The organism is Flintibacter sp. SJQ-8 (assembly GCF_054108085.1).
Map to the genome: position 1 here is coordinate 41,781 of NZ_JBPJWR010000017.1, position 17,111 is coordinate 58,891.

Consider the following 17,111-nt stretch of genomic DNA (forward strand, 5'->3'; position numbering starts at 1 on the left):
TAAAGTAAAAACTGCCGCCTCGTCCCGTCAAACAGAACGGGAGCGGGGCGGCGGTTTCTTATAAAAAACGATGGTTCTATAATAAATGTTGGGGTCAGGTGAAGAACCTGACCCCTTAATTATGAAAAAAGTTGAGCATAGAGGAAAAATCCCTTATCATAAAAGTACCACCAATCACAACAAAGGAAAGATCTCTATGCTCAACAAAGATTATACCGCAAAACTGCTGAACTTGGAAGACGCGATTATTACAAATGTTGAAAACATTTCTGGAGAGGTACACATTTTCCTCGAATTACCCAGAACAAAGCACCCGTGCCCAGCCTGCGGCGCGCTCACTGACCGTGTACACGACTACCGAATGCAGACGGTCAAGGATGTTCCCTTTGGCAGAAAAACGCTGCTGCACCTGCGTAAGCGGCGTTATCGCTGCATGTGCGGCAAGCGCTTCTTTGAGAAAAATTTCTTTCTCCCAAGATACCACCGAGTCACCAGCCGGCTGGTCGCTGCGATCATCGGTGCGTTTCATGAATTGGTACCCGCTTCAGAAATTGGCGCACGCTACAACGTCTCTGGGGCGACCGCAGCGCGATATTTCAAATACGTCGCCTTTAAGCCGACCCAATTGCCGGAAGTGCTCTCCATCGACGAATTCAAGGGCAACTCCGGGGGAGAAAAGTACAACAGCATTATCGTGGATGCTGAAAAGCACAAAGTGGTCGATATTTTACCAAATCGCTTTGAGAACGATCTTATCAAATATTTCTCACAATTCCCATCCAAAACCGGTGTAAAATACTTTGTCTGTGACATGAGTCCTCATTTTCGAGCGGTATCCAAAACCTGTTTTCCCGGCGCTGCCATTGTCGCGGACAGGTATCATGTGATCCGCCAGGTCTATTGGGCGATGGAACGTGTCAGAAAGAAGGAGCAGAAGAAACCCTCCGCCAGATTCCGAAAATACTTCAAGAGATCCAGATGTCTTCTGATGAAACCAATGGCAAAACTCTCGAACGAAGAAATGGAGCGGCTGGCTCTTATGTTTGAGATCGCGCCCAGACTTGCGGACGCATATCGACTAAAAAATGAGTTTCTTGACGTGATACGCGCCAAATCATCTGCGGCAGGAAAACCGAAACTGATCGATTGGCTGCGGTCTGCTGAGACAATGGGCCTACCAGAATTTTCTGATTGTATCAAAGCATATCGCAACTGGTTCCGCGAGATTTTGAACTCTATGGATGTACCCTGGTCAAACGGCTTCATCGAAGGCTGCAACAACAAAACGAAAGTCCTGAAACGTGTATGCTTCGGCATGCGTAATTTCCATAATTTCAGAAGACGTATCCTGTTTTGCCACACATAAAAGCAGTGCCGAGAGTACTCCCGGCACCGCTTGAGACGATTTCCTTTTTCTCTACCCCAACTATTGACGTAGAACCAAAACGATTCAGTTGTCGTTCATGCCGAAGGGGATGGACAGTAGCTTTTTCTTCCACAGGCTTTCCGTGTGGATAACTTCCTCATCGGTGGCAGTTTTGGGGAGAAGCTGCAAAATAGAGAACTGGAAGAACTGATACCGATCCGGGTGGTCGCAGAGAAGCTGGCGCATCCGCCTAAAAAGCAAGAACACCACACAGTTCTGTGTGGTGTTCTTAGATGGTGGAGACAACAGAACTCGAATCTGTGACCTTCCGCGTGTGAGGCGGACGCTCTACCGGCTGAGCTATGCCTCCATATTGGAGAAAACGGCGATGGGGAAGTGGTGACCCGGACGGGAATCGAACCCGTGTTGCCGCCGTGAAAGGGCGGAGTCTTAACCGCTTGACCACCGGGCCGTTTTGCTATATGGAAACGGATGACTCCGTAATTCTTAAATGGTAGCGGCAACTGGACTTGAACCAGTGACACCCCGGGTATGAACCGAGTGCTCTAGCCAACTGAGCTATGCCGCCGAATTTTTTGTCGCCCTCTCGCGGAGGACAGGCATTAGTATACCTGAGAACAGGCAGATTGTCAATAGGAAATTCAAAAGTTTTTTAAAAAGTTTTCACGAGATGAAACCGGCCCCGGACCCGCTGAAAATCAGGGGGTCTGGGGCCATGCAGTGGCTTGTGTGATTATTTGAAATACTCCGCGCCGGACTCGAACAGGGGCTGGTGCTTGTTGCCGGGGATGTTCAGGCCGACGTATTGGCCCCGGCGCTCCAGGTGGCCCATCTTACCGAAGACGCGGCCGTCGGGGGAGAACACGCCCTCGATGGCCTGGACAGAGCCGTTGGGGTTCACGTCGATGTCCATGGAGGGCCGGCCCGCCAGGTCCACATACTGGGTGGCCACCTGGCCGTTGGCGATGAGCTGGTCGATCACCGCCTGGGGGCCCACAAAGCGGCCCTCGCCGTGGGAGATGGGCACGGTGTGCAGGTCGCCCACGTTGGAGCGGAGCATCCAGGGGGACTGGACGCTGGCCACCCGGGTGGTGACATAGCGGCTCTGGTGGCGGCCGATCAGGTTATAGGTCAGGGTGGGGCACTGGTCGTCCATGGGACGGATCTCGCCGTAGGGTACCAGGCCCAGCTTCACCAGGGCCTGGAAGCCGTTGCAGATGCCAAGCATCAGGCCGTCCCGGTTTTTCAGCAGCTCCATGATGGCGTCGGACAGGGCGGGGGAGCGGAGGAAGGAGGCGATGAACTTGCCGGAACCGTCGGGCTCGTCGCCGCCGGAGAAGCCGCCGGGCAACACCACCATCTGGCTGCCGCGGATGGCGGCCTCCAAGGCCTGGGCGGACTGGGCCAGGGCATCCCGGGTCAGGTTGCGGATGACCACGATCTGGGGGTCGATGCCCGCTCGCAGACAGGCCTGGGCGGTGTCGTACTCGCAGTTGGTGCCGGGGAAGACGGGGATGACCGCACGGGGGCGGGCCACCTTGTGCTTGCACACGACCACAGAGCGCTTGTCCCAGGTGATGGGCTCCACCGCCTCGCTGGAACCGGCGCGGGTGGGATAGACCTGCTCCAGAACGCCGTCGTTCAGCTTCAGCAGCTCGTCCACAGAGACGGCCTCGCCGGGCAGGGCAATGATGGCGGGCTGGGTGGTCTCGCCCAGGCGCTTGGCGCAGGGCAGATTGACCTCCTCGGTCAGCTCGGCCACGATAGCGCCGGGCATGTCGGCGTACCAGTCCACCGGCTCCATCCCGGCCTGGAAGCCGATCTGGTTGCCGAAGGACATGTTCATCACGGCCTGGGCCAGACCGTGCTCCACGGCCCAGGCGGCCTTGACCTTACCGGCCTGGTGCAGATCGTAGAGGGCCTCCCAGGCGGACTTGCTGTCCTCGGAAGAGAACAGATACACGGGGTGATCCGCCGCCTTGAACTCGGGGGAGAGCACTTTATCGGCCTTCACCGGGGCGATGGCGAAGGAGATGAGGGTGGGGGGGACGTCCTTGTCCAGGAAGGAGCCGGACATGGAGTCCTTGCCGCCGATGGCGGCGGCCCCCAGCTCCAGCTGCGCGTCCAGAGCGCCCAGCAGGGCGGAGAAGGGCTTGCCCCAGCGCTGAGGCTCGGTGCGCAGCTTTTCGAAGAACTCCTGGAAAGTGAGATAGGCCCTGTGATAGTCGGCGCCGGCGGCCACCAGCTTGGCCATGGAGGTGTACACGGCGGCGTGGGCGGCGGCATAGGGGTCCACCACGGACTGGTCGGGGTCAAAGCCCCAGGCCATCACACTGGCCTGGTCGGTCTCCTGGCCGGGCAGCACGGGGAACAGGGCGGACATGGCCTGGGCGGGGGTGCGCTGGGTCTTGCCGCCGAAGGGCATGAGGACGGAAGCGGAGCCGATGGACCCGTCAAACCGCTCGGTCAGGCCCCGGCGGGAGCCGCACTTCAGGCTGGCGGCCATCTCCTTCAGAGAGTGGAAGCTCTCTTTGCCCATGGCGGAGCGGTCCGCCTTGGCCACGGAGACGGCGGCGTGCTTCACTGCGCCGTTGGTGTCCAGGAAGGCCCGGGACAGGTCGGCGATGGTCTGGCCCTTCCAGTGCATGACCATCCGGGGGCTGGCGGTGACCACGGCCACCCGATAGGCCTCCAGGTTCTCCGCCTGGGCGGCGGCGATGAGCTTCTCCTCGTCCTGGGGGGCGACGACAACGGCCATGCGCTCCTGGCTCTCGGAGATGGCCAGCTCGGTGCCGTCCAGACCGTCATACTTCTTGCGCACGGCGTCCAGCTCGATCTCCAGACCGTCGGCCAGCTCGCCGATGGCCACGGACACGCCGCCGGCGCCAAAGTCGTTGCAGCGCTTGATGAGGCGGGTCACGTCGCCGTTGCGGAACAGGCGCTGGATCTTCCGCTCCTCGGGGGCGTTGCCCTTCTGCACCTCGCTGGCCATCGTCGTCAGGGATTTCTTGTTGTGGCTCTTGGAGGAGCCGGTGGCGCCGCCGATGCCGTCGCGGCCCGTGCGGCCGCCCAGCAGGATGACCACGTCGCCGGGGGCGGGGCGCTCCCGGACCACGTTCTCAGCGGGGGCCGCGCCCACCACTGCGCCGCACTCCAGGCGCTTGGCGATGTAGCCCTCGTGATACACCTCGGCCACGTGGCCGGTGGCCAGACCGATCTGGTTGCCGTAGGAGGAGTAGCCCGCGGCGGCGGTGGTGGCCAGCTTCCGCTGGGGCAGCTTGCCCTCTAAAGTCTGAGAGAAGGGCACGCGGGGATCGCCGCCGCCGGTGAAGCGCATGGCCTGGTGGACATACACCCGGCCAGACAGGGGGTCCCGGATGCAGCCGCCGATGCAGGTGGCCGCGCCGCCGAAGGGCTCGATCTCGGTGGGGTGGTTGTGGGTCTCGTTCTTGAACATGAGCAGCCAGTCCTGCTCCTTGCCGTCCACCTGGGCGGGGACGTGGATGGAGCAGGCGTTGATCTCCTCGCTCTCGTCCAGCTCGGGCAGCAGGCCACGCTTCTTCAGGGTCTTGGCGCCGATGGTGGCCACGTCCATCAGGGTCTGGGGCCGCTGGGCGGCCTTCTCCTGGCCATAGACCTCCACCCGGGCGTCCAGATACCGCTGATAGGCGGCCTTCACCTGGGGGTCGTCCACGTCCACCTGGTCCAGGTGGGTGGAGAAGGTGGTGTGGCGGCAGTGGTCAGACCAGTAAGTATCGACAACGCGGACCTCAGTCATGGTGGGGTCACGGTGCTCCTCGTCCCGGAAATAGGTCTGGAGGAACTTCAGGTCGTCCAGGTCCATGGCCAGACCCAGCTCGTCCAGCAGGGCGGCCAGGGCCTTCTCGTCCATGGAGATGAAGCCGTCGATGGTGGGCACGTGGTCGGGGGTCTCGTGGGTGCGGACCAGGGTCTCGGGCTTGTCCATAGAGGCCTCACGGCTCTCCACGGGGTTGATGAGGTAGTGGCGGATCTTGCTCAGGTCCTCCTGAGACAGCTGGCCCTGGAGCACATATACCTTGGCATAGGCGATGAGGGGGCGCTCCACCCCGGCCATCAGCTGGATGCACTGGGCGCAGGAGTCGGCCCGCTGGTCGAACTGGCCGGGCAGGGCCTCCACCGCCAGCAGGGCGCAGGGCTGGGCGGGCTGGGGGAAGGTCTCGTCATAGACCACGTCCACCTGGGGCTCGGAGAACACGATGCCCTTGGCCTGCTGATAGACGGCGGGGTCGATCTGGTCGGCGTCGTAGCGGTTCAGGATGGCCACGGAGGTCAGTCCGGCCACGCCGAGCTGCTCCCGCAGGGCCTTGCACAGCCCCTGGGCCTCCACGTCGAAGCCGGGCTTCTTCTGGGAATAACAGCGGTAAACACTCATTTCTATCTCTCCTCCCGGCGGCCACATACAAATGGCGGCTCGCCTGCATAAATTAACAAAGTGATTTAAGAAAGGTTCCAGTTTTCCAGTTGATAGAACACGTTCCCACGGACGGGGGACAGGCCAGACAGCCTGCTCCACTGGGTGAGGACGGAGCCGTTTTTAAAGCAGACAGGCACGATGGGGGCCTGTTGATTGAGATAGGCGAACAGGTCGGCGGCGGCTTGGGTCCTGGCGTCCCCCTGAGCGCCTTGCAGCGCAGAGAGGAGGGCGTCCCCCAGGGCGTCCTGCCAGCGGCCATAGTTCAGGCTGCCCGAGGAGGACAGCAGGGGGGCCAGGTCAAAGTCGCCGGTGAGGGTCACCTGGCCCAGATACAGGTCGAAGTTCCCGGCGGACAGGGCGCTGACATAGTTGTCATAGGACAGCAGAGACAGACGCACGGACAGGCCGACGGCCTCCAGTTGGGCGGCGATGCGCTGGGCGGCGGCGGCCTTGGCGGTGTTCTCGCTGTTGGCCACCAGGGTGACCGTCCTGCCAGCGGCCCGCAGGGCCTCCAGATTGGCGGCGGCCTGCTCCGGGTCATAGCTCAGGGTCTGGGCCTGGGCGGCGTTGTACAGGGGGCTGCTGGGGTGGACGGGCAGGGCGGCGGCCACGGCGTGGCGGGCAAAGTCCACCTGCACCACCGGGGTGCGGTCAATGGCCCGGGTGATGGCCTGGCGGATCTCCGGGGCGCGGCACAGGCCGCTTTGGGTGTTAAAGCCCAGATAGAGAAAATCCGTGGTGGCATAGTCCCAGGTCTGATAGCTGCCGGAGTAGCCCAGGGCGTTGGTGCCCATCAGGTCCACGTCCACCAGACTCACGTCCCCCGCGGCGAAGGAGGACACCAGGTCCTCTGACCGGGAGGCGGCGGTGAGCTGGATGCTCTGCACCGGCAGGGCTTTTCCCTGCCACCAGCCGGAGCGGGCGGACAGGGTCAAAGCTCCGTCTGTCTCAGACAGCACATAGGGGCCCGTGCCCACCGGGCGGTCCCCGGTGCCGGAGGAAATGGGGATATCCAGCAGGGCGGGCAGGTTGCCGTTGGCCCGGACCAGGGTGACGGTGATGACATTCCCCTGGCCGGAAACAGAGGACACGTCCCGCAGCCGCTGGGCATAGCGGGCGGACTGGCGGGCGGTGTTCAGAGCGTCGGCCACCACAGCGCCGGTGAGGGGGGAGCCGTCGGAGAAGGTGACACCCTCCCGCAGGGTGAGGGTCCAGGTGAGGCCGTCGGCGCTGTCAGCCTGGCTGCACAGCACAGGCACGGGCTGAAAGGTCTCGTCCAGTTGAAACAGGGGCTCGTACAGCAGGGGGGCCAGGGTCAGGTTAGAGCGGTTTGTCCCCAGAACGGGGTGAAAGGAATCAGAGGGATAGGCCGCCAGGGTGAGACTGGCGGGGACGGGGGCAGGCTCCGGGTCGGAGACGCTGCCCGAGGAGGAGACAGAGGAGCCGCCGCTGCCGGAGGAAGAGGCGGAGCCGTCCCCCTTCGGCCCGCAGGCGGTGAGCAGGGCTGCCACCAGGGCCAGGCAGAGGAGAAAACGGAGATGTTTCATAGTCATTCCTTAAAAATCAGGTTTCAGACAGCTGGATCATGGCGGCCATGCTGCCCCGGCGGGCGCCCTGGATGCGGTGGGACCAGAAGCGGTCCAGGCGGCAGGCGGTGCAGGCGGGGCACAGGGCGATGTGGGCCGGGTCTAATCCGGCCCGCTCCAGCCAGCGGGCGTTGGCCCCCTTCAGATCCACGTGGAACTTGTCCGTGCCGGGGATGGGGGCGATAAAGTCCTGGACGTCTTTTCCCAGCCCGGCCCGCAGACCGTCAGGGACGTCGATATGGGTCTCGAAGCAGCAGGGGGCGATGCCCGGGCCGATGGCGGCCAGGATATTTTCCGGGCGGCAGCCGTAGCGCCCGGTCATGGCCAGGGCGCCCTGAAACGCCGCCCCGGCGGCGGTGCCCCGCCACCCGGCGTGGACGGCGGCGATCACGTTTCGATGGGGGTCATAGAGCAAAATGGGGATGCAGTCCCCGGAGAAGATGGTCAGGCACACCCCCGGCTGGTCGGTCACCAGGCCGTCGGCGGGGAACTCCCCAGGCAGAGCGGGGTCAGACAGCACGTCTGCCCGGGTGACGGAGCGGATATCTGTGCCGTGTACCTGGTGGTTTTTCACCAGAGCATGGGCGTCGGTGCCCACGGCCCGGCAGAAGCGGCGGAAGTTCTCCCCCACCCGGGCGGGGTCGTCCCCCCGTCCGGCCCCCAGGTTCAGACTGTCCCAGGGAGCGGGAGACACGCCGCCCAGGCGGGTGGAAAAGCCGTGGGGCGCGCCGGACCAGCGTGGGTCCGTGCAGGCATAAAAGGGGACCCCATGGCGTTCCTGAAAAACGATGTCCACGGCGGTCCCCCCTAATAGATGGTGAATAGATATCTTATTTTATCCTAAAATGGCCTATATGACAACCCCAAACCGGGGGAAAAAACGTGCAAACCGATTCAGGAAGCCAGGGCGGCTTTCAGCACTTTTGCCGCCACCGTCCCGGCCACCTCTGACCCGCCGCCGCCGTTTTCCACCAGGACCACAAAGGCATAGGGGGCCTCCTCATTGCGGAGGAAGCCGGTGAACCAGGCGTGGGGCTTTTGGTCGGCCCCCACCTCCGCCGTGCCCGACTTGGCGCACAGGTCCATGCCGGAAAAGCGCTTGGTGCCGTAAGTGGCGGAGACGTTGTTGGCCATCATGTCGGCGATGGCCTGGGCGGTGTCCGCCTGGATCATCCGCCGGGTGGTGTGGGTGAACTGGGGCAGGGTGGGCAGACCGGGGGAGACCACCTTCTGGATCAGGGTGGGCTGCACGGCCTTGCCCCCGTTGGCGATGGCCCCCATATAGATCATCAGGGCGCAGGGGTTCACGCTGTCGTGATACTGGCCCACCCCGGCCCAGGCCAGGTCGTTATCCGACGCCCCGGACAGGTCCACCGACCCGGCGGCGGTGGGGATGCCGCTCACGTCATAGGATTTGGTAAGCCCGGCCTTTCCGGCGTATTTCTCCAGGGTGTTGGCCCCCAACTCCACCGCCAGCTGGCCAAAGGCGACGTTGCAGGAGTTGGCCAGGGCGTCCTGAATGGTCTGCTCCCCGTGGGCGGCGGTGCAGGTCACCGTCTCCCCGCCGATCTCCGCCGAGCCCTCGCAATAGAAGGTGCGGCTGTACAAATCGGGGATCTTCTCCAACGCGGCGGCCAGGGTCACGGTCTTGAACACTGAGCCGGGGGTGAAAGAGGAGGAGAGAAACCGATTGAGGTATACCCCCTGATATTTGTCGTTGGTCTCTAAGTCGTCGGGGACGTTCTTCGGGTCGTAGGAGGGGGAGGAGACCATGCACAGCACCTCTCCCGTCTTATAGTTGTACACGGCCACGGTGCCCTTCCGGCCGTCCAGGGCCTGATAGGCCGTCTCGTTCAGGTCGGCGTCGATGGTGAGATACAGGTCGTTGCCCTCCCGGGCGTTATAGGCCCCAAACAGCAGGGAGTATCCCGTGAGCTTTCGGGCGAAGGCGGTGAGAGCCCCGGTGCCGATGTTCCCCTGGGGGTCGCCCACGGCGTGGAGGGTGGCCTTCCGCAGGGTCTTGCCGTCGGCGCAGCGGCGGTCCCCGTTGTCGTCCACATAGGACAGGACCGTCCCGTTCCGGTCCAGCACTGTTCCGCTGATCAGGGCCCCGTCCCGGTTATAGAGGTGGCGGTTGAAGGGGGAGGAGGCCCAGCGGCTGCCGCTGAAGCCGAAGCGGACCAGAAACAGCCCCAGTCCCGCCAGCAGCAGTCCGGCCAGAATGAGACACAGCCGGGCCCGGCGTTCCAGTTTTTTCATTGGGAAGAGACCTCCTTTTTCGCGGGAGCACGGCGGCTCCGCTCCCGGGTGTCCGCCCCCCGGAGAAAGGCCAGCAGGCCCCAGGAGGCGATCATGGCTGAGCCGCCGTTGGACACAAAGGGCAGCGTCACTCCGGTGAGAGGCAGCAGGTCCATGGCGCCGAACACGTTCAGGGCGGTCTGGGCCGCCAGCAGGGACCCGGCGGCGCAGGCGGCGATGGTGGGGAAGGCGGAGCGGCCCACCCGGCAGGCCCGGGCGGCAAACACCGTGAGCGTCAAAATGGACAGCACCGCCAGCACGGCGATGAGCAGGCCCCACTCCTCGCACAGCATCCCGAACACCAGGTCGGTGTCCGCCGCGGGGATGTTTTGCAGCCAGCCGTTGCCCGCCCCCATGCCCACCAGACCGCCGGAGGCGGCGGCGGACATGGCCCGGGTCTGCTGATAGCCGGTGGTGGAGGCCGCCTGCCAGGCGTGGCCCCAGGAGGCAAAGCGCCGGAAGATATAGGGCTTGAACCGCAGCACCAGCAGCCCGGCAAAGGCCGCCCCGCCGCACAGCAGGGACAATGTGGCAAAGTCGCCGGAGCGGAGATAGGCGATGACCAGGAACGTGGCGAAGAAGATGCAGGCGGTGCCAAAGTCGCTCATCAGGGCCAGACACAGCAGGCATACCCCGGTGAGGACCATGAACAGCCCCAGGTTCCGCCTGCGGAACAGCCGCTCCAGGGTGGCGGAACCGGCGAAGATATAGAAGATCTTTGCGATCTCTGAGGGCTGGAAGGAAAACGGCCCCAGAATGATCCAGTTGGCCGCGCCGAATTTGCTCCGGCCCAGCACCAATGTGACGGACAGCAGGCCGATGGCCAGGGCGGCCATGAGCCAGCGCAGCTTTTGCAGCCGGGCCGGGTCGGCCATCCAGGCGGTGAGGGCGGACAGGAAGATCAGCCCCAGGATGATGGCGATGAGCTGCTTCACCGTGGACTCCGGGGCGGAGGAGGCGGTGACGGCCAGGGAGAGGGTGGACAGGAAAAAGGCGATGGTCTCCAGCTCGAACCCCCGCAGACGGCGGCGGGCGGAGCCGTAATAGACCCACATGACCAGGGTGAGCACCAGCAGGGTCAGGGGGGCGGTGCGGTGCTCCCCGCCGCTGGCCAGGAACAGCTGCACGGCGGCCAAAATCTGAAACAGGGTCAGCCACAGCAGGGAGGGGACCATGGACAGGGGGGCCTCCGCCCTCCGGCGCTGGAGCAGCTGCTCCTCCTCGGCCCGGGACAGGGGCAGAAACAGCAGCTTCACCCCGCCCACGCTGAGGGCGTCCCCCACTTTCAGGGGGGCGGAGCCCTCCACGGGCTTGTCATTCACCAGTGTCCCGGCCTTAGAGCCCAGGTCGTGGATGCGCCACTGGCCGTTCTCCTCCCGGACCAGGGCGGCGTGCTGCCGGGACACGGTGGGCAGATCTAGCCGCAGGTCGGCCAGGGGAGCCCGGCCCAGAATATTTTCCCAGTGCCGGATGGGCAGGGAGCCGCCCCCGGGCAGGGCCAGCTGACCCCAGACCTCCCCGGCGGTGGGGATGCGCAGCAGCCCCCGGATGGCCCGGACGAGGATGAGCAGGGCTAGCAGGGGGAAGAGCAGCCGGGTGATCCCGGTGTACAGCCAGATGAGTTCCCCGTGGGCCTGGACCCACTGGGGGACCTGGGTGCGCAGAACGTCGGCCTGGGGAAAGGCCCGGACAATGGCGTCTCCCAGGGCGTGGAGCTTTTCGGACAAAGAAAGGACCTCCTTTCAAAAGGACAGGGAAAAACAGAAGATCGTAGAACAGGGAATGATAGAACAGGATATCACGAAACGACAAAGAGCACAAGAGGGAGAAAAACCGGGAAGGGCCGAAGCCCCTCCCGGAGTTAGGAGTGATGAGCGAGGAGTTAGGAGTTTTGCGCCCAGCGGTCCCGGCGCAGGAAGAAGGGCAGAAAGCACAGGACCATGAAGATCCAGTGCAGGCCCTCGGCATAGGCGATGGCCATGTTCAGGAAGGCACCGGCCAGCAGATAGGACAGGGCGATGCGCAGCAGCAGGGCGGCGATGCTCACGGCGCTGGAATAGACCACCCGGCCCGTGCCCTCGATGGTCCCCCGCATGGAGCAGGCCAGCCCGAAGAACACATAGAACAGGGAGATGCGCTGGAAGAACCGGCGGCCAATGGCGGCGGCCTCCGCCTCCACGCCGAACAGGGCCACCAGCTTGCCGCCGAACAGCAGCATGACGGCCATGAGCAGCAGAGAGACCACCAGATTCATCACAGCGCCCGTGCGCCAGAAGTGCCGGGCCCGCTGCGGCTCCCCCGCCCCCTTGCTCTGGGCCACCATGGTGGAGATGGCCGACCCCAGATTGATGATGGGCAGCAGCATAATGGTGTCCACTCGATAGGCGGTGGTGATGGCGGCCACGGTGTGAGAGCCGAAGCCGTTCATAAAGTTTTGCAGGGCGATGTTGCCCCCGGCGGTGACGCTGAATTGCAGGGCGGGGGGCAGACCGAACCGCAGCCCCTGGGCAAAGTTCTCCCGGCGGAACAGGGGCTCTTTCAAGGACAGGCGCAGCAGGGGATAGCGCCGGTGGGCATAGACCAGGATGAAGAGGGCCATGGCCCCCTGGGACAAAACGGTGGCCGCTGCCGCACCCGCCACCTGCCAGCCAAGGCCCGCCACGAACCACAGGTCCAATGCCACATTGGCCAGGGAGGACACCACCACCGCGTAGAAGGGTGCCCGGCTGTCCCCCATGGCCCGGAGCAGGGCGGAATAGAGGTTATACGCCGCCAGGAAGGGCACGCCGATGAAGATGATGCGCAGATAGTCCCCGGCAAAGGCCAGAATGTTCTCCGGCGTGTGGAGCAGGTGCAGCAGGGAGCCGCTGGCCCACACCCCAAGGGCGGCGCACAGAACAGCCAGGGGCAGCAGCACCACTAAAAAGGTGGACAGGATGGGCCGCAGCCCCGCCCGGTCCCCGCTGCCAAAGCGCTGGGCGGCCAGAATAGACAGCCCCTGGGTAAAGCCGGTGATGGCCATGGTGAAAAATACGCTCACCGCCGTGGTGGCCCCCACTGCCGCCAGGGCGCTCTCCCCCACGGCGTGGCCCACGATAAAGGCGTCCGCCCAGTTATAAAGCTGCTGTAATATACCGCTGATGATCAGCGGCAGGCTGAATCGGATCAGTACGGCGGCCACGCCGCCCCGCGTATCTGTCTGTGTCACAACATGACCTCCTGGTAAAAAAGCAGCCAGACTGTTCAGCCTGACTGCTTGGACGGTAGGTGCTCACCCGTGTGTTCAACATAACACAGCGCTGTGATAAAGTCAAGGCCGGTCAGGGGGTGTACATGATCAAATGCAGGGCGGTGGAGTCGGGGTCCAGATTCCGATAGGAGTGGACGGTGTCGCCGGGGAAGCGGATGCTCTCCCCGGGGCGGATGGTAAAGGTCTGTTCCCCGGCCACGATCTCCAGCGTCCCCCGGATCAGGGTGATGAATTCGATGGTGCCCACGATGTGGGGGTCAGAGCGCCAAAAGCTGCCCGGGTCCAGCTCCATGTAATAGACGGAGAAGCGGCGGCCCTCGTCATCGGGGAAGACGGAATAGTTCTTCACCCGGCCCTCGTCCTCTAAAATGGGCTGGATGTCGGGCAGGCGGATGATCTGATAGTCCGGCTTGGGCCGGGCGGTGAGGGCGTCGAAGGGGACGCGCATCCCGTTGGCGATCTTCCACAGGGAGGACAGGGTGGGGTTGCCATCCCCCCGCTCGATCTGGGCCAGCATACTCTTGCTCACCCCGCTCAGCCGGGACAGCTCGTCCATGCTCAGCTTCTGTTTTTCCCGCAGACGCTTGATGTTCTGCGCCACCGCAAAATTTACCGGGTCCAAAATCATTCCTCCACTATTGACATTTTAATAAACAAGTCATATTATTATATCGAACAGAGCGATATATTGAACGCTTAACTGCATTATATCACACAACAAGAGAAAAGGGAAGGATGTGTCACCATGGAATACAACTTTGACCGGCCCATTGACCGCACCCGGGAGATCTCCATCAAGTGGTCCCCCAAGCTGCGGCGGCAGATGTTCGGCGCAGACGACGTCATCCCCATGGGCATCGCGGACATGGACTTTGAAACGGCCCCCGCCGTGGCCCAGGCCGTCCGGCGCCGGGCGGAGCACGGGACCTATGGCTATGCCTATCCCTCCCCGGACTATCTTCAGGCCTGCGTGGACTGGCAGAAGCGCCGCAACGGCTGGGACATCCGGCCCGACTGGGTCCTCTATACCCCCGGGGTGAACATGGCCCTGGTGTGCGGCATCGAGCTGTATACCCAGCCTGGGGACCGGGTGATCGTCCAGTCCCCGGTGTACTATCCCTATTACGACTACATCCGCCGCACCGGGCGGGAGATCGCTTTTGACCCCCTGGTGGAGCGGGAGGGCCGGTATGAGATGGACTTTGGCGCTCTGGAGCGCCTGGCCCGGGACCCCAGGACCAAGTTCATGATCCTGTGCAGCCCCCACAACCCGGTGGGTCGCTGCTGGACCCGGGAAGAGCTGGAGCGGGTGGGCCGCATCTGTCTGGAACACGGCGTGATGCTGGCCGTGGACGAGATCCACGGGGACCTGATCCTGGATGGGCAGTTCGTGGCCTATGGCACCCTGGAGGAGGAGCTGGTCCAGCGGTGCATCATCTGCACCTCCCCCTCCAAGACGTTCAACCTGGCGGGGCTGCTGGTGTCTGACATCATCATCCCCAACGACCAGATCCGGGCGGCCTTTCAGGAGAAGCTGGCCCCTTATTACCTGTGGCCGGGCAACTTTGGGGCGGCGGCCCAGATCGCCGCCTATGACCAGGGGGAGGACTGGCTGGAGCAGCTGCTGGTCTATCTCCGGGGCAACGCCCAATACATTGGGGAATTTATCGCCCAAAGAATGCCCCGGGTGAAGTATCGTCCGCCGGAGGCCACCTATCTGGCCTGGCTGGACTTTCGGGACTATGGCATGGACCGGGCGCAGCTGTGGGACTTTATGTGCCATAAGGCCCGGGTGGCCACGGACGACGGGGCCAAGTTCGGCCCCAACGGCGAGGGGGACGGCTTCCAGCGGCTGAACTTCGCCTGCCCCAGGCAGCAGCTGACCCAGGCTCTGGAGCGCATCGCCCAAGCTCTGGACCAACTGTGATAGAAAATAACAGACCGCCGCCCCGGCGTCCTGATGCGGATACCGGGGCGGCAGCTTAAATATTTGATGAGAGAAAAGAAAAATCACCACTCGGATGAGTGGTGATTTTCTGGCAGCGGGAGAAGGATTCGAACCCTCACAAACAGAGTCAGAGTCTGTCGTGCTACCCTTACACAATCCCGCTATGTCCGTCTGGCGAAGTGGTTCGCCGCAGGAACATGACTGATTATAGCAGGGATTTGAGAAATGTCAAGCGTTATTTTCAAATTTCTCAAAAAATTTTTCACGGCGTGAAACTCGGGGCCAAACGCCCCGCTCTCCCCACCGGGAAACAGGACCCGGCGGGGAGGGGGACAGATGGGCTTAACCCTGGATGTCGCAGCAGCGGCGGTCGCAGAAGTTGTCCCGGATCAGGGGCAGAATGGCCTGGTGCTCCGGGTGGTTCTGATACAGGGGCAGATCAGACTCCTGCTCCACCTCGGAATAGAGGACCAGGTCACAGCTGCTGCTGTCCATGGGGGGACAGAAGACGCTGATGTCTTTCAGCACAGGGACCTTGCCCTTCAGGGCGGTGAGCTTCTCCACTACCTCCTGGCCAATGGCCTGGCGCTGCTGGGGGGTGAGCTCGGGCTTGAAGTTCCAGGATACGATATGACGGACCATAAATGGGACCCTCCTTAGTATAATGTTCAGCAGGGTTTATTGTACTCCCCGGCGGAGACAGCGTCAACCGCCCGGGGCCCTCTTTTTTGCGCCGGGTGGGGCAGCAGCCCTAAGGGCCCGGCGCAGTCCCGGATATCCTCATAGGGGGCCAGGAAGACGGACACCCCCGCCTGGCGGGCCACCTCCACCTTGCGGAGCATGGTGTCCCCGTCGTCAAAGAGGACGAAGTGGGCCCCGGTGTCCCGGTTCATATAGGTATAGTACCGGGCGCACAGCTCCCGGGAGAAGAAGACGGCGGGGCGCAGGGTGTCCATCTGCTGGCGCAGCTGCTGCCGGGTGAGGGGGGCGCCGCTGCCCGTGGGGGAGGGGAGGGGGAAGTCCTCCGCGCTGCGCTCCAACGACAGGACGATGCGGTCCCGGCCAAAGCGCTCGGCGGCCTCCTCCAGCCGCTGGGCCAGGCTGCCCCCGGACAGGGCGGAGGAGAGGATCACCCGGCCATGGGCGACGCAGTGGCCAAAGGTCTCCGGCACATAGAGCTGCAACCCCCGCTGGGCAAACAGCCGGTCCAGCTGCCCCGCCAGCTGCTCCAGAGGGGGCAGGCGGCGGTCAAAGTCCAGCACCGCCCCGGAAAAGCCCCGGACGGAGCACTCACTGACCACCTCCTGGCAGAAGGGGCCGATGGGGCCAGTGCCGTCGTACCCCTGGCCGTCCACCACCATCACCCCGCCCCGGAGGGGGACGGAGCCTCCGGCCCGGAACAGATGGGGCCCCTGGCCCACCCGATAGGCCAGGTGGGCGGGCTGGGCGTTCCAGCCTTGGATGCTCCGCAGCTGCTGGGGCGGGATGGGAATGAGAAAGATGTCTTTTGCCATGGGCGGCTCCCCCTTGTCCAAATTGGGCGGATGTGATATACTATCCACCTGTTAAAACCGGCCTGCGGCAGCCGGGCGTTTTACAAGAGTATCCTATGCCCGTCCGCCCAAAATTAGAATCGCCAGAACCGAAAGACATTCTATTCTATAAGGAGGGACCGCCTGTGCCCTTTTCTCTCATCCCCCGGGGGGTGTATCCCGCCGTGACCCAAATATCCCCCAAGGCCCTGGCCGAAAAGGGCGTGCGCCTGGTGCTGGCCGACCTGGACAACACCCTGGTCCCCTATAAAGAGACCGAGCCCACCCGGGCCGTTAGGACCTGGAAAGACGCCCTGGCGGCGGAGGGCATCACCCTGTTCCTGCTGTCCAACAGCCGCAAGCCGGGGCGGCCCCACGGCTTTGCCCAAAAGCTGGACATCCCCTGCATCGGCCACGCGGGCAAGCCCAAGCGGGAGGGCTTTTTCCGGGCCATGGAGCGCATGGGCGTCACCCCGGACCAGACGGTGATGGTGGGCGACCAGATCTTTACCGACGTGCTGGGGGCCAACCGCTCCGGCGTGACCCCCCTGCTGGTCAAGCCCATCCGGCTGGCGGGCAACCCGGGGCGCTACATTCGATACGCCGTGGAGACCCCCTTCCGCCTGCTGGGCCGGTGGAGGCCCTTTGTATGAG

At 63.5% G+C, this 17,111-nt stretch carries 13 protein-coding genes and 4 tRNA genes; 3 read left to right on the plus strand and 14 right to left on the minus strand.

The window, feature by feature from the left end:
* The first annotated feature begins 196 nt into the window (after positions 1-196).
* Positions 197-1,366, plus strand: coding sequence for an ISL3 family transposase (locus ACSAMP_RS15945; RefSeq protein WP_457799313.1), 1,170 nt, complete (start codon positions 197-199; stop codon positions 1,364-1,366).
* An 84-nt stretch (positions 1,367-1,450) separates the two neighbouring features.
* Here the strand turns inward: ACSAMP_RS15945 and ACSAMP_RS15950 are convergent, their stop codons facing one another.
* From ACSAMP_RS15950 to ACSAMP_RS16000, 11 genes are all read right to left on the minus strand, one after another.
* Entirely contained in the window at positions 1,451-1,612 is a 162-nt protein-coding gene (locus ACSAMP_RS15950; protein ID WP_457801012.1) for a GIY-YIG nuclease family protein, read from the minus strand.
* A 48-nt stretch (positions 1,613-1,660) separates the two neighbouring features.
* Positions 1,661-1,736, minus strand: a tRNA-Val gene (locus ACSAMP_RS15955).
* A gap of 27 nt (positions 1,737-1,763) precedes the next feature.
* Positions 1,764-1,838 (minus strand) — tRNA-Glu (locus tag ACSAMP_RS15960).
* A 40-nt stretch (positions 1,839-1,878) separates the two neighbouring features.
* Positions 1,879-1,955, minus strand: a tRNA-Met gene (locus ACSAMP_RS15965).
* Positions 1,956-2,120: 165 nt separating this feature from the next.
* A complete protein-coding gene (locus ACSAMP_RS15970; protein ID WP_457801013.1) occupies positions 2,121-5,801 on the minus strand; it encodes a phosphoribosylformylglycinamidine synthase in 3,681 nt (1,226 codons plus the stop codon).
* Positions 5,802-5,866: 65 nt separating this feature from the next.
* Positions 5,867-7,390 carry an ABC transporter substrate-binding protein gene (locus ACSAMP_RS15975; RefSeq protein WP_457801014.1) on the minus strand — a complete coding sequence of 508 codons (1,524 nt, stop codon included), beginning with the start codon at positions 7,388-7,390 and terminating at the stop codon, positions 5,867-5,869.
* A 16-nt stretch (positions 7,391-7,406) separates the two neighbouring features.
* A complete protein-coding gene (pgeF, locus tag ACSAMP_RS15980) occupies positions 7,407-8,225 on the minus strand; it encodes a peptidoglycan editing factor PgeF (protein ID WP_457801015.1) in 819 nt (272 codons plus the stop codon).
* 98 nt (positions 8,226-8,323) lie between these two features.
* Entirely contained in the window at positions 8,324-9,688 is a 1,365-nt protein-coding gene (locus ACSAMP_RS15985; RefSeq protein WP_457801016.1) for a penicillin-binding transpeptidase domain-containing protein, read from the minus strand.
* Positions 9,685-11,454 (minus strand): FtsW/RodA/SpoVE family cell cycle protein, encoded by a 1,770-nt coding sequence (locus ACSAMP_RS15990; protein ID WP_441796160.1) that lies wholly within the window; start codon positions 11,452-11,454, stop codon positions 9,685-9,687. Before ACSAMP_RS15990 ends, ACSAMP_RS15985 begins: the two co-directional genes overlap by 4 nt.
* 155 nt (positions 11,455-11,609) lie before the next feature.
* Positions 11,610-12,935, minus strand: coding sequence for an MATE family efflux transporter (locus ACSAMP_RS15995; protein WP_457801017.1), 1,326 nt, complete (start codon positions 12,933-12,935; stop codon positions 11,610-11,612).
* A gap of 112 nt (positions 12,936-13,047) precedes the next feature.
* Positions 13,048-13,599, minus strand: coding sequence for a helix-turn-helix domain-containing protein (locus ACSAMP_RS16000; RefSeq protein WP_457801018.1), 552 nt, complete (start codon positions 13,597-13,599; stop codon positions 13,048-13,050).
* Positions 13,600-13,722: 123 nt separating this feature from the next.
* Between ACSAMP_RS16000 and ACSAMP_RS16005 the strand changes: the two genes are divergently transcribed.
* Positions 13,723-14,904, plus strand: a complete 1,182-nt coding sequence (locus ACSAMP_RS16005) for a MalY/PatB family protein (RefSeq protein ID WP_457801019.1) — start codon at positions 13,723-13,725, stop codon at positions 14,902-14,904.
* 110 nt (positions 14,905-15,014) lie between these two features.
* Here the strand turns inward: ACSAMP_RS16005 and ACSAMP_RS16010 are convergent.
* The 3 genes from ACSAMP_RS16010 to ACSAMP_RS16020 all read right to left on the minus strand — a co-directional run bounded on the left by ACSAMP_RS16010 (position 15,015) and on the right by ACSAMP_RS16020 (position 16,439).
* Positions 15,015-15,088 (minus strand) — tRNA-Gln (locus ACSAMP_RS16010).
* Between the two features lie 179 nt (positions 15,089-15,267).
* Positions 15,268-15,567, minus strand: a complete 300-nt coding sequence (locus ACSAMP_RS16015; protein ID WP_441796147.1) for a Dabb family protein — start codon at positions 15,565-15,567, stop codon at positions 15,268-15,270.
* Between the two features lie 26 nt (positions 15,568-15,593).
* A complete protein-coding gene (locus ACSAMP_RS16020; RefSeq protein WP_457801020.1) occupies positions 15,594-16,439 on the minus strand; it encodes a hypothetical protein in 846 nt (281 codons plus the stop codon).
* A 164-nt stretch (positions 16,440-16,603) separates the two neighbouring features.
* Here ACSAMP_RS16020 and ACSAMP_RS16025 point away from each other — a divergent pair, with 164 nt between their 5' ends.
* Positions 16,604-17,110, plus strand: a complete 507-nt coding sequence (locus ACSAMP_RS16025) for a YqeG family HAD IIIA-type phosphatase (protein WP_441796145.1) — start codon at positions 16,604-16,606, stop codon at positions 17,108-17,110.
* Position 17,111: the final 1 nt, after the last annotated feature.

What these genes read in the sequence shown, in the direction of transcription:
- ACSAMP_RS16020 (WP_457801020.1), bottom strand. Translation starts at nt 16,439, where the DNA reads ATGGCAAAAGACATCTTTCTCATTCCCATCCCGCCCCAGCAGCTGCGG.
- ACSAMP_RS15975 (WP_457801014.1), bottom strand. Translation starts at nt 7,390, where the DNA reads ATGAAACATCTCCGTTTTCTCCTCTGCCTGGCCCTGGTGGCAGCCCTG.
- ACSAMP_RS15985 (WP_457801016.1), bottom strand. Translation starts at nt 9,688, where the DNA reads ATGAAAAAACTGGAACGCCGGGCCCGGCTGTGTCTCATTCTGGCCGGA.
- ACSAMP_RS15970 (WP_457801013.1), bottom strand. Translation starts at nt 5,801, where the DNA reads ATGAGTGTTTACCGCTGTTATTCCCAGAAGAAGCCCGGCTTCGACGTG.
- ACSAMP_RS15950 (WP_457801012.1), bottom strand. Translation starts at nt 1,612, where the DNA reads ATGCGCCAGCTTCTCTGCGACCACCCGGATCGGTATCAGTTCTTCCAG.
- ACSAMP_RS16015 (WP_441796147.1), bottom strand. Translation starts at nt 15,567, where the DNA reads ATGGTCCGTCATATCGTATCCTGGAACTTCAAGCCCGAGCTCACCCCC.
- ACSAMP_RS16005 (WP_457801019.1), top strand. Translation starts at nt 13,723, where the DNA reads ATGGAATACAACTTTGACCGGCCCATTGACCGCACCCGGGAGATCTCC.
- ACSAMP_RS15945 (WP_457799313.1), top strand. Translation starts at nt 197, where the DNA reads ATGCTCAACAAAGATTATACCGCAAAACTGCTGAACTTGGAAGACGCG.